Annotated in this window: 17 protein-coding genes; 6 read left to right on the plus strand and 11 right to left on the minus strand. The window is 66.9% G+C overall.

Features of this window, described 5'->3' with window-relative positions:
* Entirely contained in the window at positions 1 to 1,398 is a 1,398-nt protein-coding gene (locus tag BGP17_RS19585) for a pyruvate dehydrogenase complex E1 component subunit beta (protein WP_286713274.1), read from the plus strand.
* A 74-nt stretch (positions 1,399 to 1,472) separates the two neighbouring features.
* Here the strand turns inward: BGP17_RS19585 and BGP17_RS19590 are convergent, their stop codons facing one another.
* Genes BGP17_RS19590 through BGP17_RS19600 form a run of 3 tightly spaced genes read right to left on the minus strand, consistent with a single transcriptional unit; the run spans position 1,473 to position 4,560 of the window.
* The gene (locus BGP17_RS19590; RefSeq protein ID WP_167298910.1) at positions 1,473 to 2,141 is read right to left on the minus strand and encodes a TadE/TadG family type IV pilus assembly protein; all 669 of its coding nucleotides are present in this window, start codon (positions 2,139 to 2,141) and stop codon (positions 1,473 to 1,475) included.
* Positions 2,138 to 2,764 (minus strand): TadE/TadG family type IV pilus assembly protein, encoded by a 627-nt coding sequence (locus tag BGP17_RS19595; protein ID WP_286713275.1) that lies wholly within the window; start codon positions 2,762 to 2,764, stop codon positions 2,138 to 2,140. Before BGP17_RS19595 ends, BGP17_RS19590 begins: the two co-directional genes overlap by 4 nt.
* Positions 2,761 to 4,560 carry a TadE/TadG family type IV pilus assembly protein gene (locus tag BGP17_RS19600; protein WP_286713276.1) on the minus strand — a complete coding sequence of 600 codons (1,800 nt, stop codon included), beginning with the start codon at positions 4,558 to 4,560 and terminating at the stop codon, positions 2,761 to 2,763. Before BGP17_RS19600 ends, BGP17_RS19595 begins: the two co-directional genes overlap by 4 nt.
* A 126-nt stretch (positions 4,561 to 4,686) precedes the next feature.
* Between BGP17_RS19600 and BGP17_RS19605 the strand changes: the two genes are divergently transcribed.
* Positions 4,687 to 5,346: a squalene/phytoene synthase family protein gene (locus tag BGP17_RS19605; protein ID WP_286713277.1), complete on the plus strand. Its 660-nt coding sequence runs from the start codon at positions 4,687 to 4,689 to the stop codon at positions 5,344 to 5,346.
* A gap of 45 nt (positions 5,347 to 5,391) precedes the next feature.
* Complete coding sequence (locus tag BGP17_RS19610; protein ID WP_286713278.1) at positions 5,392 to 5,886, plus strand: EF-hand domain-containing protein; 495 nt, start codon at positions 5,392 to 5,394, stop codon at positions 5,884 to 5,886.
* Here the strand turns inward: BGP17_RS19610 and trmFO are convergent.
* Positions 5,859 to 7,202: a methylenetetrahydrofolate--tRNA-(uracil(54)-C(5))-methyltransferase (FADH(2)-oxidizing) TrmFO gene (trmFO, locus tag BGP17_RS19615; RefSeq protein ID WP_286713279.1), complete on the minus strand. Its 1,344-nt coding sequence runs from the start codon at positions 7,200 to 7,202 to the stop codon at positions 5,859 to 5,861. The genes BGP17_RS19610 and trmFO overlap by 28 nt on opposite strands.
* Positions 7,203 to 7,258: 56 nt before the next feature.
* Between trmFO and BGP17_RS19620 the strand changes: the two genes are divergently transcribed.
* Genes BGP17_RS19620 through BGP17_RS19630 form a run of 3 tightly spaced genes read left to right on the plus strand, consistent with a single transcriptional unit; the run spans position 7,259 to position 8,739 of the window.
* The gene (locus BGP17_RS19620; protein ID WP_167298914.1) at positions 7,259 to 7,903 is read left to right on the plus strand and encodes a lysoplasmalogenase family protein; all 645 of its coding nucleotides are present in this window, start codon (positions 7,259 to 7,261) and stop codon (positions 7,901 to 7,903) included.
* Positions 7,900 to 8,331: a DUF488 domain-containing protein gene (locus tag BGP17_RS19625; RefSeq protein WP_286713280.1), complete on the plus strand. Its 432-nt coding sequence runs from the start codon at positions 7,900 to 7,902 to the stop codon at positions 8,329 to 8,331. The genes BGP17_RS19620 and BGP17_RS19625 overlap by 4 nt, the downstream gene beginning before the upstream one ends.
* 18 nt (positions 8,332 to 8,349) lie before the next feature.
* On the plus strand, positions 8,350 to 8,739 hold the full coding sequence (locus BGP17_RS19630; protein ID WP_286713281.1) for a VOC family protein: 390 nt from the start codon (positions 8,350 to 8,352) through the stop codon (positions 8,737 to 8,739).
* A 140-nt stretch (positions 8,740 to 8,879) separates the two neighbouring features.
* Here the strand turns inward: BGP17_RS19630 and BGP17_RS19635 are convergent, their stop codons facing one another.
* From BGP17_RS19635 to cysS, 7 genes are all read right to left on the minus strand, one after another.
* Positions 8,880 to 11,603 carry a PAS domain S-box protein gene (locus BGP17_RS19635; protein ID WP_279589392.1) on the minus strand — a complete coding sequence of 908 codons (2,724 nt, stop codon included), beginning with the start codon at positions 11,601 to 11,603 and terminating at the stop codon, positions 8,880 to 8,882.
* Positions 11,604 to 11,750: 147 nt separating this feature from the next.
* Entirely contained in the window at positions 11,751 to 13,124 is a 1,374-nt protein-coding gene (locus BGP17_RS19640; protein WP_167299422.1) for a class II 3-deoxy-7-phosphoheptulonate synthase, read from the minus strand.
* A 288-nt stretch (positions 13,125 to 13,412) separates the two neighbouring features.
* On the minus strand, positions 13,413 to 14,369 hold the full coding sequence (locus tag BGP17_RS19645; RefSeq protein ID WP_286713283.1) for a hypothetical protein: 957 nt from the start codon (positions 14,367 to 14,369) through the stop codon (positions 13,413 to 13,415).
* A 105-nt stretch (positions 14,370 to 14,474) separates the two neighbouring features.
* The gene (locus BGP17_RS19650; protein ID WP_167298919.1) at positions 14,475 to 14,930 is read right to left on the minus strand and encodes an SRPBCC family protein; all 456 of its coding nucleotides are present in this window, start codon (positions 14,928 to 14,930) and stop codon (positions 14,475 to 14,477) included.
* Positions 14,923 to 15,258: an ArsR/SmtB family transcription factor gene (locus BGP17_RS19655; protein ID WP_286713284.1), complete on the minus strand. Its 336-nt coding sequence runs from the start codon at positions 15,256 to 15,258 to the stop codon at positions 14,923 to 14,925. The genes BGP17_RS19650 and BGP17_RS19655 overlap by 8 nt, the downstream gene beginning before the upstream one ends.
* 61 nt (positions 15,259 to 15,319) lie before the next feature.
* Entirely contained in the window at positions 15,320 to 16,255 is a 936-nt protein-coding gene (locus BGP17_RS19660) for an NAD(P)-dependent oxidoreductase (RefSeq protein WP_286713286.1), read from the minus strand.
* A 55-nt stretch (positions 16,256 to 16,310) separates the two neighbouring features.
* A complete protein-coding gene (gene cysS / locus BGP17_RS19665) occupies positions 16,311 to 17,747 on the minus strand; it encodes a cysteine--tRNA ligase (protein ID WP_286713287.1) in 1,437 nt (478 codons plus the stop codon).
* Positions 17,748 to 17,837: the final 90 nt, after the last annotated feature.

A 17,837-nucleotide genomic window follows, 5' to 3' on the forward strand; every position in this document is an offset into this window, starting at 1 on the left:
ATGGCGATCGAACTGAAGATGCCGGCGCTGTCGCCCACCATGGAGGAGGGCACGCTCGCCAAGTGGCTCGTCAAGGAAGGCGACACGGTCAAGTCGGGCGACATCCTCGCCGAGATCGAGACCGATAAGGCGACGATGGAGTTCGAGGCCGTCGACGAGGGCACGATCGCCAAGATCCTGGTCGCCGAGGGCACCGACAATGTGAAGGTCGGCACCGTGATCGCTACGATCGCGGGCGAGGGCGAGGATGCCTCCGCACCGGCGCCCGCCGCCGCACCGGCCCCGGCGCCCGCTCCTGCGGAGCCTGCCGCCGGCGAGGATGGCGGCCCCAAAAAGGCCGATAGCGGCACCAAGCAGCTCGCCAGCGAAAAGGCGGCCACCGTCAAGGATCCCGCGATCCCGGAAGGCACCGAGATGGTCAAGACGACCGTCCGCGAGGCGCTGCGCGATGCGATGGCCGAGGAAATGCGCAAGGATCCGCGCGTCTTCGTGATGGGCGAGGAAGTCGCCGAATATCAGGGCGCCTACAAGGTGACCCAGGGCCTGCTCGAGGAGTTCGGCGCCAAGCGCGTGATCGACACGCCGATCACCGAATATGGCTTTGCCGGCCTCGGCTCGGGCGCGGCGATGGGCGGCCTCAAGCCGATCGTCGAGTTCATGACCTTCAACTTCGCGATGCAGGCGATCGACCACATCGTGAACTCCGCGGCCAAGACCAACTACATGTCCGGCGGCCAGATGCGCTGTCCGATCGTGTTCCGCGGCCCCAACGGCGCCGCTTCGCGCGTCGCCGCGCAGCACTCGCAGAATTATGGCCCCTGGTATGCCAGCGTTCCCGGCCTGATCGTGATCGCGCCCTATGACGCACAGGATGCGAAGGGGCTGCTCAAGGCGGCGATCCGCTCGGAAGACCCGGTCGTGTTCCTCGAGAACGAGCTGATGTACGGCCGCACCTTCGAAGTGCCGAAGCTCGACGATTACGTGCTGCCGATCGGCAAGGCGCGCATCGTCCGCGCCGGCAAGGACGTGACGATCGTGAGCTATTCGATCGGCGTCGGCGTCGCGCTGGAAGCCGCCGAGAAGCTGGCGGCAGAGGGCGTGGACGCGGAAGTCATCGACCTGCGCACGCTGCGCCCGCTCGACACCGCGACGGTGCTCGAGAGCCTGAAGAAGACCAACCGCATGGTGGTGGTCGAGGAAGGCTGGCCGGTCTGCTCGATCTCGTCCGAGATCGTCGCCGTGGCGATGGAGCAGGGCTTCGACGATCTGGACGCGCCGGTGCTGCGCGTGACCAACGAGGACGTGCCGCTGCCCTATGCCGCGAACCTCGAGAAGCTGGCGCTGATCACTGCGGACAAGGTGGTCGCGGCAGTGAAGAAGGTGACCTACAGGGGTTGATACCGGGGCCGCGCCCCGCGGGATCGGATCGGATACGGAAGAGGCCGGGGGAGACCCCGGCCTTTTTCATGCGATCAGCACGCTGCCTTGGGAGCGTTCTCGACATTGTAGATCTGGCTGAGGTCGCGCCGGTCGCGAACCATCATCGATGCGATCTCGGAGATGGTGCCGGCGGGGGTGAGCGAAGTCCTGATCAGCGGCTTGTAGTTGTAATAGACCTCGACATACATCGTCGCGCCGCCATCGGGTGCCATCACCTGCCGGTTCTGGGGGCCCATGCCATCCATGTTGGACGTCGTGGTGGTCGGATCCTTCAGATTGCCATATTGCGGCGAGAAGCCGGTGACCGCGCCTTTGCAGCGCTGCCAGACGATCTTGTACTTCCCGCTGGTATTGGGATTGGCCATCGGCTCGAGGTCCGAGATGATCACCCGGCCGTTGGTGAACAGGTCGAGTTCCCCCGATTGCAGCTGCGCACCGGTCAGCAGGTCGTTGATGTCGATCTCGCTGATCGTCTTGGCCTGAAGCTGGCTGCCGGTGCCGATGCGCGAGGCGTTGTCGGCCAGATGGAGGGCGATCTGGCTGATGCGCATCTTGGTGATGATGTAGTTGGTCATCTCCGCGCCGGCGAGGCTCAGGGTCAGCACGATCGGCAGGATGAAGGCGAACTCGAGCAGCGCCAGCCCGCTGGTGTCGTCGCCCAGGCGGCGCAGGCGCGCGAGGTGGGGAAGGGCGCGGATCATGAGCAATACCGGACCGTCGGCGTGCCATAGCTGCCCTGGTCGCCAAAGGGCTGGTTCTTGAGAACCGTCGATGCCGTCACTGTCGTGGTCCTCGATCCGCCGATGAAGTTGTAGATCGGGAAGAAGCGCGGATAGGAAACCTTCACCGTGTAGAGCACGGCGTCCTTGGCGCCGCCCTGGCCGGCATTGCCGCCGTCCTTGTCCCAGGTGCCGTTCTGGTTGGCGTCCTCATAGGGTTCGCCATTGTTGCAGGTGCCGTTGCGGTCGGTGTCGGTCCATGCTTCCGCCCGCGCCGCCGAGGCATCGGAGAAGGTCCGGTAGTTGCGGCGCGTGATCGCCACTACGGCGTTGTTCGCCAGCGCCTTGGCCTGGGCGACCACGGCGCCGTCGAGCCGGGACTGGACCTCGGGGTCCCCGGAGTCCTCCAGCGTGGAATCGCGCGCGGTCTTCTGCACGATGCCCTGCAGCACCGCGCGCATGTAGAGCGTGTGCGCGATGTCGAACCCGCCGAGCAGGAACAGGCCCATCACCGGCGCCACGATCGCGAATTCGACTACGGTCACGCCGCGCGCGTCGCGCGCCAGGGGCCGGGCCCGCAGGAGGAAGGAACGGAAGCGCATCATTTGGTAAGCCTGAGCTGCGAGATCTGGTCGGCGATCGATTTGAACGTCTGCTGCAGGGCCGCCGAGTTGCGGGCGGTGAAATAGCGCCCGTCGCTCGCGCAGGTCTGCAGGCGGCTCTCGGTCGTCGCGTTGGAGCCGCTGCCGAACGAGATCACCCATAGCGTGATGTTCTTGTTCTTGACCGCGGTGCACAGCGCGGTGAAGCGGGCATTCACCTGATCGTCGAACGACTGGCGTTCGCTGCCGCAGCTGGACGCGCTGCCGACGTCGGAAGTGGTCCGCCTGTCGAAATAGCCGACGCCATAGGCCGTATAGTCGCAGGGTGCCGACACGGCGTCGCCATCGGTCATGAAGATCATGTGCCGTTCGATCTCGCCGCCCTGCGGAGTATAGGCGTTCTCCGTTCCGAAGATGCCCGTCGGCGACATGAAGCGCGCGCCCCACAGGATGCCGATGTCGTGATAGGTATTGCCGGTGGGATAGAGGCTGTCGACATAATTGTCGAAACTATCGGCGCTCGGCCATTGCTGCAGCTTCTTCGCCTCGGCGGGGCAGTAATAGGGGATCGAGTTGTAGTAATTGTCGGTGGTGGTCGTCTCGGCGGTGTTGAGCTGCGACCAGCTGCTGGTCATGCTCCGGGCATAGATGAGATCGGGAAGCGCCGGCCCCCACAGCGTCTTGCTGTCGCCCTGGCTCGGCATCAGGTCGATGTTCAGGTCATAGGCGGTGTTGGGGATCGGATAATAGCTCGACTGGCTGACGGTTGGCCGTCGCTCCTCGATGCAGCCGTCCCAGCCGATCGATCGGTTCGAGCCGTCATTGTTGAGCGGCAGGACGAAGCTGTTGTTCCACTGCGTGCCGTTCTTGAGGCCGCTGATCGAGGTGTTGATCTGCGCGTATTTCCATTGGGGCACATAGTTGCGCACCTGTTCGAGGCAGGCATTGCTGCCGCTCCGCCCTGTCGCGCTCGACTGGTATTGCGCGGTCGAGGTGTTCGCCTGCGCCACACAGGCGCCGCCGCTCTTGCTGTGGTAGCGATTGTCCCGCCAGGCGCTCCAGTCCATCCCGACCTTGACGCGCGACTGATAGTCCCAGCTGTTCGCGAAGAAGCTGGTCGGCAGCAGCTTGCCCACGTTCACATTGGTCGAATAGGGCACGAAGCCGAAGCGGAGCTGGACCTGGCTGCCGGTGCCGCCGCTGGGCGAGCCGGTGGTGCAGTTTGCATCGGTGTCGAGCCGCGCCACGATCTCGTAGAAGCACTTCACCGCGGTCTTGAGCGAATTGATCTTGGTGTCGGAGTCGGTGCTGACTGCCTTGCTGCCCATCGATCCGGTGACGTCGAGCACGAACATCACGTCGGTATTGGGCAGGCGCATTTCGGCGTCGCAGGTTACCGACAGCGTCTCGCTGGTCTTGCCGAAGATGCGCATCAGCGTCATCGGCAGGTCGGCCGATGCCGTGCCGCTCACCTTGCCGGCATTCTCGGAGAAGGCACGCGAACGCGCGGTCACGCCATAGGCGGACGCATTGTAGTTCGCATCGAAGAACTTCTCGGCCTGGGTGCGGGCGTAATAATTGTTGAAGTTCCACACGCCGCCGCCCATCGCCTTGCGTCCGGCGAGCGCACCCGCGTCGCAAGCATGTTGCAGGCGCGTCTTGACGATGTACATGCGGCTGATGTCCACGCCGCCGCCCACCATGCCCGCCAGCGGGATCAGTGCCATGGTCATGATGGCAAGCGTGTTGGCGCGCACGTCGCGCGCAAGCCTGCCCATGAAGGCGCGCGCGGTCGCCAAATTCAGCCGTCCTTCGTGCATGGAAGGGCCCCCCGTCCCCGATCAACGAGGCACCTTGGATCAATTGTCGCTAATTACGTATAAATCCGGATGGTTAACGCTACCCTTATGCAGCGGAGGGCCGGCATGACGGGGATCGTGGAGGATCCGGAACGCGATCTGATCCTCACCTATGCCCCGGTCGCGCGCCGGGCAGGGTTGCTGGCGCTGCTCGCGCTCGACGACGCGCTCGCCCGGCTGTTGCGCACCACGCGCGAGCCCGCGCTCGGCCAGATGCGGCTCGCCTGGTGGCGCGAGGCGCTGGAGAAGCTCGACTACGCGCCGGCGCCTGCCGAGCCGGTGCTCAAGGCGCTCCAGGCCGAGGTGCTGCGTCACGGCATCACCGGTGCGTCGCTGGTGCCGATCGTCCATGGCTGGGAAGTGCTGATCGAGGAGGAGACTCTCGATGCCGACGCCATGCGTCGCTTCGGCGAGGGGCGAGGGCAGTTGTTCGTCGCCGCGGGCATGGTGCTCGGCAGCAGGGGCGATCCCCTGTCGGCGGCGGGGCAGGGCTGGGCACTGGCCGACCTCGCGCACAACCTGCAGGCCGGGGAGGAGCGCGCCACCGCGCGCGACATCGCCCGCCCGCTGCTGGACGCCGCCGGCCGGGCACATTGGAGCCGCCCGGCGCGCGCGCTCGGTGCGCTCGCGCACAGGGCCCGGCTGGATCTAGCCGATACGCCGAAGCCGGCGGGCGCGCCGGCCCGGGTGGGCCGGCTGCTCTGGCACCGCCTCACTGGACGCTGACCGCGGCATCGGGCTAGCCTCGAATCCTCTAGGGGGAGAGAGGTGATGTGGCGCTATTTGGTGGGTGCGGGCGGTGCGTTGTTGCTGGTCGTTGCCGGTTTGTTCCTGTTCCGGGGCAGTGCGAGCACCGAAACCAGGCTTCCTCCGGCACCCAAAGAGGCAGTTGCATCCGGAACGGAGCAGGATCTCCCGGCCGAGCCGCCCAGCGCCACGGCCAGGACGCGCGAGCAGAAGCGCTTCGACCGTATCGACAAGGACAAGAACGGCACGATCGCCAAGGACGAATATTTCGCCCTGCGCCGCAAGCTCTTCGCCAAGCTCGATACCGATCGCGACGGCAAGCTGAGCTTCGAGGAATGGTCGGTGAAGGCGGTGGAGCGCTTCCAGGGCGCCGACAAGGACAAGTCCGGCACGCTCACCCGCGCCGAGTTCGCCACTACCGCGGTGAAGCGCAATGCCAAGCCGCGCTGCGCCTGCGCCCCGGCGAGGACGCAGGCGCCGGGAACGCCGCGTCAGGAAGCGGGCGACAACGAGGATTGAGCCATCCAGCCCTGCATCGCCTCGCGGGCGCGGCCGGTATACATCTGCTTGCGGTCCGCCTTCTTGGTCTTGCCCGGGATCGGCGGGAACAGCCCGAAATTGACATTCATCGGCTGGTAGGTTTCGGCTTCCGCCTCTCCGGTGATATGCGAGAGCAGGGCGCCCAGCGCCATTTCGCGCGGTGGCGGCGCCAGCGCCTCGCCCGCCAGCTCCGCGGCCGCGAAGCGCCCCGCCAGCAGCCCGATCGCCGAGCTCTCGACATAGCCTTCGCAGCCGGTGATCTGTCCGGCGAAGCGGATATGCGGGGCGCTCTTCAGGCGCAGTTCGCCATCGAGCAGCTCGGGCGACTTGATGAAAGTATTGCGATGCAGCCCGCCAAGGCGCGCGAACTCGGCCTTCTCAAGCCCAGGAATAGTCCTGAAAAGAGCAACTTGCTCGGCATATTTAAGCTTGGTCTGGAAGCCGACCATGTTCCATAGCGTGCCGGAGGCGTTGTCCTGCCGCAGCTGGACCACCGCATAGGGCCAGCGCCCGGTTCTGGGATCGTCGAGCCCTACGCCCTTCATCGGCCCGAAGCGCAGGGTATCGACTCCCCGCTCGGCCATCACCTCGACCGGCATGCAGCCTTCGAAATAGGGGACATTCTCCCATTCGCGGAACTCGGTCTTCTCGCCCGCGAGCAAGGCCGCGTGGAAGGCGAGATACTGCTCCTTGGTCATCGGGCAGTTGATATAGTCCTTGCCCGTGCCGCCGGGTCCCACCTTGTTCCAGCGCGACTGGAACCAGGCGGTTTCCATGTCGATGCTCTCGCGATGCACGATCGGCGCGATCGCGTCGAAGAATGCGAGCTGGTCCTTGCCGGTCGCGGTGCCGATGCTCTCGGCCAGACCCGGTGCGGTGAGGGGGCCGGTGGCGACGATCGTCGGCCCGGCCTCGGGCAGCGCGTCCACACGCTCGCGGACGATCTCGATGTTCGGATGGGCCGCCAGCGCCGCGGTCACCCCCGCGGAGAAGCCGTCGCGATCCACCGCCAGGGCCGAGCCGGCGGGCACCTTGTGCCGGTCGCCCTCGGCCATGATCAGCGAGCCCAGGTCGCGCATCTCCTGGTGGAGCAGGCCGACGGCGTTGTTCTGCGCATCGTCCGAACGGAAGCTGTTCGAGCAGACCAGCTCCGCGAGCCCGTCGGTCTGATGCGCCGGGGTCATGGTGCCGCTGCCGCGCATTTCGGAGAGGCGGACCCGGAAACCCTTGTTCGCGAGCTGCCAGGCGGCTTCCGAGCCGGCCAGGCCGCCGCCGATGATGTGGATGTCGTGCATCGGCTTCCGATAGAGCCATGCTTGGCAGAGCGCCAGTCACGCGGCATCAAGGGGGCATGGACCGTTCCCGCATCGAACCGCTCTTCGCCGCCGCCCTTGTCGCCGGCGCAAGCTATTATGCCAATTACTGGCTGGAGGCCGGCGGGATCGCCGCCATCGTCTGGAAGGGGGCCGGTGTCGGCCTGCTCGCGTTCTGGGCGCGCGGCAAGGCAGTGAACCAGGACGGGCGGATGATCGGTGCGGTGCTGGCGCTCGGCGCGCTGGGCGATGTGCTGCTCGAACTGCACGGGCTCACCACCGGCGCGGTCGCCTTCATGGCCGGCCATTTGCTGGCGAGCTATCTGTACCTGCGCCACCCCCGCATTCCCGCGGCCAATTGGATCGCCCCGCCGGTCGCCGCCGCGGTGGCGGTGTTCGCCTGGTACGTGTTCGGAACGCTGCCCAATCCCGAACTGCTCGCGGTCTATGTGTTCGGCCTTGCGCTGATGACCGCTTCGGCGATGCTCAGCCGGCTGGGCACGCTGGTCGCGGCGGGGGCGCTGCTGTTCTTCGTCTCCGACTGGCTGATCTTCCTGCGCATGGGCCCGCTGGCGGGCTCGCCGATCCCGCAGCTGCTGGTCTGGCCGACCTATTTCGTCGGCCAGGCGTTGATCGCCTGGGGCGCGGTCCATGCGCTCCGGGGAGAGAAGGCGGCCGCATGAGGATCTTCACCATCGGCTATGAGGCGACGACGATGGACGCGTTCATCGCCGCGCTACGCAAGGCCGGGGTGGAGCGGGTGATCGACGTGCGCGCGGTGCCGCTCTCGCGGCGGCCGGGTTTTTCCAAGAACATCCTCGCCGCGAGCCTGAAGGCCGCGGGGATCGATTATGTGCTGCTCAAGAATCTGGGCACGCCCAAGCTCGGCCGCGATGCCGCCAAGAAGGGCGATGTGAAGACGCTGCGCCAGGTCTATGCCGGGCAGCTCCATCTGCCCGAGGCGCAGGCAGAGGCGGCGATGATGCGGGCGTTGGCCGTGGAAAGGCCGAGCGCGCTGCTCTGCTTCGAGCGCAATCCCGAACATTGTCACCGCATGCTGCTGCTGGCGGCGGAAGGCGAGGGCGCGGAGATCGTCGATCTCTATCCCTGAGCAGGAAGGAACAGGCAGGTGCTCGATCATGTCGGCTTCGCGGTTTCGGACGCCGAGGCCTCGAGGCAATTCTACGCGGCCACCCTGGCTCCGCTGGGCATCACGCTGCTGATGACCGTGCCGGCGCAGGAGAATGGCTCAGGCGGCACCGCCCATGGCTTCGGGAGGGGTGACGATCCCTTTTTCTGGATCGGCGACAATGAGCGCGTGGGCGAGGGGACGCACATCGCCTTTCGCGCCGGCACGCGCGCCGAGGTGGATGCCTTCCATGCGGCGGCGCTGGCGGCGGGCGGGCGCGATCACGGGGCCCCGGGGCTCAGGCCGCTCTATCACCCGAACTATTATGCGGCCTTCGTGCGCGATCCCGACGGGCTCAACATCGAGGCGGTCTGCCACGCGCCGGGCTGAGAAGGGCTTGGCCGGGCTGAGAAAGGCCAGGGCGGCCGGAGGTTGCAGTCCGGCCGCCCCGTAGTTTGGGGAGCCGGCGGCACAGAGGGGCAAGGCGCCGGCTGAGGTCGCTCCTGGAAGGCCGGTCTTGCAGGGGTGTTTCAGTATGTTTCGTCATGGAGCGGGGCGGTTTCGCGCGTCTCCGCGATCGGCAGCGCGAAGCTGAAGATCGCCCCGCCGCCCGGGCCGTTCTCGGCCCAGAGCCGCCCGCCATGCGCCTCGACGATCGTACGGCAGATCGGCAGGCCGAGCCCGGTGCCGCTCTCCTTCGTGGTGCGGAAGGGCTCGAACAGATTGTCGAGCATCGCTTCGCTGAGGCCGGCGCCGCTATCGGCGATCTGGACGACGACTTCCTCCGGCCCGACGCGAGTGGTCACGCTCACTTCGCGCCGGGCGCGACCCGTCGTCGCCTCCACGCCGTTGCGGATCAGATTGCTCAGCACCTGTTCGATCTGGAGGGCGTCGCCGATCAGATTGGCGGGCGCGGGGTCGAAATCGCAGTCGATCCGCGCGCCCTGCGCTATCTTGAGCTGCCGCACCGCCGCACTGGCCGAATAGATCACCGCGTTCAGGTCGAAGCTTGCCTGGACGATCTCGCCGCTCACCGTGAAGGAGCGGATCTTGCGGATGATGTCGCCGGCTCGCAGCGCCTGCACCCGCGCATGATCGAGCGCATCGAGGATGTCGTGGTCCGGCTCGCCGCGCGAACGCGTGAGATAGCGGCAAGCCTCGATATAGTTGGTGATCGCCGCGAGCGGCTGGTTGAGCTCGTGCGCCAGCGTCGAGGCCATTGCCCCCATGGCGTTCAGCCGGGCGAGGCGGAGCAGCTTCTCGTGCACTTCGCGCAGCTGGGCATCGGCTTCCATGTCGTGCGTGATGTCGATCACCAGGCCGAGCAGCCGCGGCTGGCCGTCATGCGGGTCGTAGCGGCCCTGCAGCGTCACCCAGCGCGCCTCCCCATCGGGCATTGCCAGCCGCAGCGTCATGTCGAGCGGGCCCTTGACCCGTCTGGCGCTGCCGATCGCCCGGCGCAGTTCGGCGACCTGTTCCGGGCCGAGCCGATCGGCGACATCGGCCATGCGATACTCGCCCTCGTGCCATTCCAGGCCGAACAGGCGCGCGCTCTGCGGGGAGTGGCGCGAGCCGCCGCGCACCAGGTCGATCTCCCACACCCCCACGCCGGCGGCTTCCTGGGCAAGCCGGAGCAGCTTCTCGCTCTCCTCCAGCGCGCGCTGCGCGGCGATGCGCGGCGAGATATCCTGGAGCACGACGGCGATATAGTCTTCGGTGCCGTCGCCGGAGCGGACGAGGTTGGCGGTGCAATGCACGGGGCGCAGCGCGCCTTCATGCGTCACCACCATGCGATCGTCGGAATAATAGGCAACCTCGCCGCGCGCGAGCGCCTGGATCCCGTCCATCGTCGCGGGCCACTCCTCGGCGGTGCTGGTCTTGCGGCAGCTTTCGCCGATCAGCGCTTCGCGAGGATGGCCGGTGAGCTCGCAGATCCGATCATTGACTTCGAGGAACACGCCTTGAAGCGAGAGCCGGCCCACGCCGACCCCGGCCTGCTCGAACACGGCGCGATAGCGGCGCTCGGCCTCTTCCAGCTTGCGGCGCGCCTCCATCTCGGCGGTGACGATCTCGCTCGCCAGCACGATGCCGGCAATGCGATCGTCCTCGTCATACCAGGGGCGGTGGCTCCAGCGCACATAATCGACGCTGCCATCGGGATGCCGCAGCGGATCGCCGTAGCCCGAGAGCTGCTCGCCGTCGAGCACGCGCGCGAGCATCGCGCGGCGCTCGGGGGAGCAATCGGGAAAGACCTCGAAGTGGCTGCGCCCCTCGAGCGCCGTGCCCTCGGGCAGGCGATGATCGGCGACATAGCGCTGCGAGGTGGCGACATAGCGCATGTCCCGGTCGAGGATCGCCACCGCGGTGGCGGCGTCGCGCGCCATGTTGGTGAGGTTGCGCCGCGAAACTTCGATCCGCCTGGCGGCGATGCGGAGCTTGTCCTCGGCGTGGCGCTCGTCCGCATGGGCGGCGAGCAGGACGATGGTCGCGCAGGTGACCGCCACGAACATCTGCGCCAGCAGCACGCGATTCCCGGGCGCAGCGAGCGCGAACGGCCCGGTGGCGATCTCGGTGCTCAACAACACGATCACCGCGCAGATGGCCATGGCGGTAGTCGCGCCCCGCAGGTGCCAGCCCAGGGCGGCGAGTACGAGCGGCGGGAAGATCGCCCAGGCCACGGGATCCTCGCGCGGAAGCAGGAAGACGGCCGTCGTCACGATTCCGCAGAGGAGCATGGTGACGACGAAGCCGGCCCATCGAAGGGCCGACCAGCGTTCGCGCAGCGGCGTCGCCCAGACGAGCACGAACGGCGCCGCCAGGATCATGCCGAGCCCCTGTTGTGCGAACTTCTCGACGAAGATGGTCGGCCGCCCTGCCGCGATGGTGCCGAGTGCGACGATCCCTGCCGCCAGCAGCGATCCGGCCAACGCCGCGACGAATACCCACAGGATCGAGCGCGGATCGAGCAATTCGGTGGGCCGGACGCCGCGACGCCGGATGATCGATGCCGTCAGCAGCGCGCCGAATGCCAGGCCCATCGCCGCGGCGAGCTTGGCCACCAGCGGATATTGGGGCTCGAATATCTCATATGTGGCGAGCACGGCGATCGCGAGCAGCGGCCAGAGCCGGGTGCTGCTCAGGATCAGTCCGCTGACCGAAACTCCGATGGCGATGCCGATCGGAGGATTCCTGCCGGTGAAGCGATGCCACAGGGCCCAGCTAATGCAACCGATCAAGGCGCCCGCAAACAGCATTAGCGCCGGACGTACCGACGCAGCCCAGTTCTCTGGCAGACGCTCCCTCACCGTTGCCAACTAAAACTCCGCGTAAAGCGCAGTCCATCCAAGATGCTGACAGCGATGTAAATCCGCTAAATTACGGATGTGTTCCGCAACAATTGATCAAGCGGCGGCCTTGCGGCGTTCCGCCATTTCCTCGTTGAGCATTTCAGCCAACAGGAAGGCAAGTTCCAGGCTCTGTCCCGCATTGAGACGTGGATCGCAATGGGTGTGGTAGCGATCGGCGAGGCCCTGTTCGGTGATGTCGATCGCACCGCCGGTGCATTCGGTGACGTTCTGCCCCGTCATCTCCGCATGGATGCCTCCGGCGAAGGTGCCTTCGGCGCGATGCACCGCGAAGAAGCCGCGCACTTCGGCGAGGATTCGCTCGAACGGGCGGGTCTTGTAGCCATTGGCCGCCTTGATCACGTTGCCGTGCATCGGATCGCAGCTCCACACCACCGGATGTCCCTCGCGCTTCACCGCGCGAACCAGCTTGGGCAGGCCGGCCTCGATCTTGTCATGGCCATATCGCGTGATCAGCGTCATCCGCCCCGGCGTGCGGCTGGGGTTGAGTGCGTCGAGCAGGCGCAGCAGTGCGTCGGGCTCGAGGCTGGGGCCGCACTTCATGCCGATCGGATTGCCGATGCCGCGCAGGAACTCGACATGCGCCGAGCCTTCGAAGCGGGTGCGGTCGCCGATCCAGAGGAAGTGCGCGCTGGTGTCGTACCAGTCGCCGGTGAGGCTGTCCTGGCGCGTAAGCGCTTCCTCATAGGGCAGGAGCAGCGCTTCGTGGCTGGTGTAGAAATTGGTCGCCTTGAGCTGCGGCACGCTGTCCGCATCGATGCCGCAGGCGGCCATGAAGTCGAGCGCTTCCCCGATCCGGTCGGCCAGATCGGCATATTTCTTGGCCCAGGGGCTGCGGCCCATGAAGTCGTGGGTCCATTTGTGGACCTGGTGCAGATTGGCATAGCCGCCCTGCGCAAAGGCGCGCAGCAGGTTGAGCGTCGCCGCGGACTGCGAATAGCCCTGCAGCATCCGCTGCGGATCGGGCGTGCGACCCTCGGGCGTGAAGGCGATGTCGTTGACGTTATCGCCGCGATAGCTGGGCAGTTCCACCCCGCCGATCGTCTCGGTATCGGCGGAACGCGGCTTGGCGAACTGGCCGGCCATGCGCCCGAGCTTCACCGTCGGCAGCTTCGAGGCGAAGGTCAGCACTACCGCCATCTGGAGGATGACGCGGAACGTGTCGCGGATGTTGTTCGGGTGGAACTCGGCAAAGCTCTCGGCGCAGTCGCCGCCCTGGAGAAGGAATGCCTCGCCGCGCGAAACCTTGGCCAGTTCGCTGGTCAGCTCGCGCGCTTCGCCGGCGAAGACCAGGGGCGGGAAGGAAGTGAGCTGCGTCGTCGCTGCATCGAGTGCGCCCTGATCGGGGTAATTGGGCAGCTGGCGCGCCTCCGCCGCCTTCCAGCTCGACGGGCTCCAGCTCGCATGCATGTCGTTCTCCGCATCGCGCACGGTGACGTTCCAGTCGGCGGCGCCGGCGATGCCGTGCGCGGCGATCAGGTTCATCACCTTGGCGTTCGCGCGCTTGCCGTCCTTCTCCCAGCCCTGGACCGTGGAGCCCGGAATATCGAACCACGCGCCGAACGCGGCGCGGGTAAGAGAGCGTTCCTCGCGGAAGCGGCGAATCTTGGTGCCTGCAAGTGTCGTCATAGCCCGAACGGCTTACCCCGGCGGGGTAAAATCGTGCAAGCGAAAAATTTCCCCGCCAGGGTAAATCGCTCAACCGCGGCGGAACGCCCAGTTCACGCCGCCCGGGCCGGTCAGCCGCAGGCCGCCGCCTGCATTGCTGTAGCCATATGTCTCGCTACGCGGCGAGATCGTCCCCGAGCCGCCCTTGCCGCACCCGCTCCAGCTCTCGTTGCCGCCCTGGATCGCAAAGGTCATCTTGCCGCCCGCCGTCTGGATGCGGCCCAGCTTCTCCTGATTGATCGTCTTGGTGCAGCTCTTGCCTTCCGGCTGGATCTTGGTGATCCGCCAGGTGAAGGTGCCGTCCCGGCGGATGACGAGGGTCATCTGGCGCCGCACGGTCACCGGCATGGACTCGGTCACGATCGTGGTGTTGGTCGCCGATCCGGGGCCGAAGGTGCCGCCCAGATTGGTGCCATAGCCGGTCGCCATGCTCGGCTGGAACTTGATCTTGGAACCGATCACCAGTTCCGTGGCAGTCGAGGACTGCGACCAGCTTCCCGCCAGCCCTGGAATGTCGCCGTTGGAAGCCTTGGCGGCCGCCTGGTCTCCCGCGACCAGCTTCACCGCGATGCGCACCGCACTGGCCGGGGCCGAGATTTCGGCGCCGTCGCGGGCAATGCCCAGATAATCGCCCGGAGAGGCTTCGTCGTCGCCATCCGCATCCTGCCATGCGATGAGCTGCCATGGCCCGCGATCGGGCAGCTTGAGTTCATAGGCCCAGCTCGAGCCGCCGGCCTGCCGCAGTGGCGCCTCGATCTTGGTCTTGCAGCTCTGATAGGGCGAGGAGCAGGCGACAACCTTGCCACCTTCCATCCGCGCGCCCGCCGGTGCCTGGACGTCGCCGGTGATGGATACGCCCTGCTGCGCCGGCGCGGCCCCCGCTTCGGAGGCATTGGCGGCGGCCTTGTCCGAGGCGCCGGCGAAACAGGCGGTCGCAGCGAGCAGCAAGGCGGGCGCGAAGACGATGGGGCGAGCGGCAACGGGCATGGCGGTCCTCCTGAACCCGGGGAAGGGACGGAGGCCGTGCTCGCGTGCGGAGCGCGGCGAGCATAGCGTTCCGCGACGAATGCCCGCCCTGACGCAACGAAGCCGTCAGCCCGGCAATGTCTCGGCCAGCTTGTCGTACTGAAGGCCGATCCCGTGGAAGCGGGACCCATTGTCTTCATAGCCGTCCAGATAGATGCCGTGCTCGGTGTGGAGCAGGCGGGTGCCGTCGCCATCGGGCAGCAACTCGATCGAGCAGAGGTTCACCGAGATCGGCTTGCCGTTCAGCTTCATGCGATAGGCATAGACGATGCGGCCATCCGGCACGATGTCGTGATAGGAACAGTCGAAGCGCGTGACCGTGCCGCTCTTCCAGCGGCCTTCCAGGTGCTCGGTGCCGCCCACCCGGAAATCGAAGTGGCGATCGACCATTTCCCAGGCCTCGTTCGGCCCCGAGAACCAGCGCGCCTTGCCCTCTTCGGTGGCGAAGGCGGCGAACACCCTGGCGGGGGCTTGCCTGAAACGGCGCTCGATGACGAACTTGTCGTGGACGGCTTCAGCCATGGTCGTTCTCCTTGTCCTGCGCGTCGAGGAAATGGGCGAGGCGGTCGTAGCGGGCCTCGGTCGTGCGGCGGCGCTCGACGATCCATTGCTCCACCGCGGCGAGGGCAAGCGGCTCCAGCGTGCAGGTGCGTACCCGGCCCTGCTTCGCGGTGCGCACCAGGCCGGCGCCCTCGAGCAGGCGGATGTGCTGCAGGAAGCTCGGCATCGCCATGGTGAAGCCGGCGGCGAGCGCGCTCACGCTGGCCGGACCGTCGCCAAGCCGCTCGACGACCGCGCGGCGGGTGGGGTCGGCCAGGGCAGCGAATGCGGCGTCGATTTGATTAGGCATTTGCCTAACTAATCGCCGCACGGCGCCCGATGCAAGCGAAACTCGGAGGGGCAGGGAGGTTTCAATATCCCGCGGCGAGGTCGACTTCGTTCCTGAGCGGGCGCCCTTCCGCAAATGCCCGGGCATTCTCGACGAACAGCGCGGCGGCACGCAGGAACATCCGCGTCTGGCTGCGGCCGGAGAGGTGCATCGAATGGATGACGTTCGCCGTGCTCCACAGGGGATGTTCGGGCGGCAGCGGCTCGGGCGTCACCGTATCGAGAAAGGCGCCGCCGATACGCCGCCTGGCGCAGGCCTCGATCAGCGCATCCTGGTCGATCAGCTCGCCGCGGCCGACATTCACGATCCAGGCCGAGGGTTTCATCGCGGCCAGCTCCTCGGCGCCGATCATCGCCCGGCTCTGGGGGGTGGCGGGCGCGGCGAGGAACACCCAGTCGGTTTCGGGCAACAGCGCGCGCCAGGCATCCGGGCCCACCGTACCTGCAGCGCCGGAACGGGTGACGCCGGTCACCTCGACGCCGAATGCCGCGAGGCGTTCGCCGATCAGCCGCCCGATCGTGCCATAGCCGATCACCAGCGCCTTGCTCTCGAACAGTTCGAGCTTGCCGGGCGCATCGGTCGGCCATTCGTGGCGATCCGCGGCGCGGACCACCTGGTCGAAGCGCTTGGCCGCGACCAGCGCCCCCATCACGGCATATTCGGCGACGGTATGCGCATTGACGCCGCTGCCGTTGGTCACGCGCGTGCCGCGCGTCCGCAGCAGGTTCGTATCGAGCGCATCGAGCCCGGCATAGATGGTCGACAGCCATTGCAGCCTGCTCGCAGCCGCCACCGCGCGCGCCCATTCGCGCGGATCGTTGTTGTCGAGCCAGCCGATGTCCGCATCCGCGACGAGCGCGACCGCTTCGTCGGTGCTCGTGAACCAATGGACGTCGAGCCCCGGCGGGAGCTGCGGCTCCACCAGCGGGCGGGCGAGGGCGGGGAGTACGGCCTTCATGGATCAAAGGCTAGCGCGTGGCCGGCCCGGGTTCAAAGGCCTTAGTTGCGCCCGCCTATTCGCCGAGCACCGGTTTCCAGTCCCAGCCCAGCGCGTCGCCGTCCATCACTTCCACGCCGGCGGCGGCGAGTTCGTCGCGGATCGTGTCGGAACGCTGGAAATCCTTCACCAGCCGCGCTTCCTTGCGCTCGACCAGCCGGTCCTCGATCTCCTGCACGGTGATCGTGGCGCTCACGGGCCGCATGCGGAGCGCCTCGCGAGTCAGGTCGAGCAGCCGCAGGCCCAGCACCGCGTCGAATGCCGCCAGGCCAGCCAGGCGATCCGCGGGCGACAGCTTCTTCTCGGCGAGGAGGTCGTCGAGCGCCGGCAGCGCCCTGGGCGTGTTGAGATCGTCCGATACCGCCTCGTCGAGCCGAGCGAGCCAGGCCTCCGGCGCAATGCCTTCGCCTTCGGCCCGGGCCTTGAGGGCAGTCACGGTCATCACGAGCCGCTTCAGTCGGGTCAGCGCCGCCGCCAGGTTCTCGGCGGAGAATTCCAGCTCGCTGCGATACTGGGCGGAAAGGCACATCAAGCGATAGGCGAGGGGATGCACGCCGGCGTCGATCAACGACTGGAGCGTTGTGAAGCCGCCCTTGGACTTGCTCATCTTCCCCTGGCGATCCACCAGGAAGTTGTTGTGCATCCAGAAATGCGCCCCCGAATCGCCGCACCCGCAAAAGGCCTGGTTCTGCGCGATCTCGTTGGGGTGGTGGATTTCGCGGTGATCGATGCCGCCGGTATGGATGTCGAACGGCGCTCCCAGATACTTGATGCTCATCACCGAGCATTCGAGGTGCCAGCCCGGCGCCCCCTTGCCCCATGGGCTGTCCCATTCCATCTGGCGCTGCTCGCCCGGCGGCGACTTGCGCCAGATGGCGAAATCCTGCGGGTGACGCTTGCCGGCCACCGGATCGATCCGCCCCTCGGCGGCGTCGTCCTGATTGCCGGCCAGGCGGCCATAATCGGGCACGGTGGTCACGTCGAAATACAGGCCCGAATCGAGCGCGTAGCAATGCTCGGGCGCGATCTTCTCGGCGAAGTCGATCATCTCGGCGATGTGGTCGGTCGCGACCGACCAGCGCGAGGGCTGGCGGATGTTGAGGTCGGCGATGTTCTGCTTGAACGCCGCCGTATAGTGGGCCGCGATGTCCCAGATGCTCTTCGCCTGGGCACGGGCCGCCGCCTCCATCTTGTCGTCGCCGACATCGGCATCGGACGTCAGATGGCCGACATCGGTGATGTTGATCACATGGGTGAGGGCATATCCCTTCCAGGTCAGCACGCGGCTCAGCGTATCGGTGAACACATAGGCGCGCAGATTGCCGAGATGGGCGTAGTTGTAGACCGTCGGCCCGCAGGAATAGACGCGCACGCCGCGCTCGGGATCGAGCGGCTGGAAGGTTTCCAGCCCGCGGGTCAGCGAATTGTAGAGCGTGAGTTGAGCGCCGGTCATAGCGGCGGCATAGCGGCTCGTCGCCATGCTGCAAGCCCAAGGCGCCTCGCCCGCGACGGCGGCGGCAACAGCCCGCGCGATCCGCCCGAC

Origin of the sequence: Sphingomonas sp. 67-41, assembly GCF_001899725.1 — a bacterium.
In the GTDB taxonomy this organism is placed as follows: domain Bacteria; phylum Pseudomonadota; class Alphaproteobacteria; order Sphingomonadales; family Sphingomonadaceae; genus Sphingomonas; species Sphingomonas leidyi.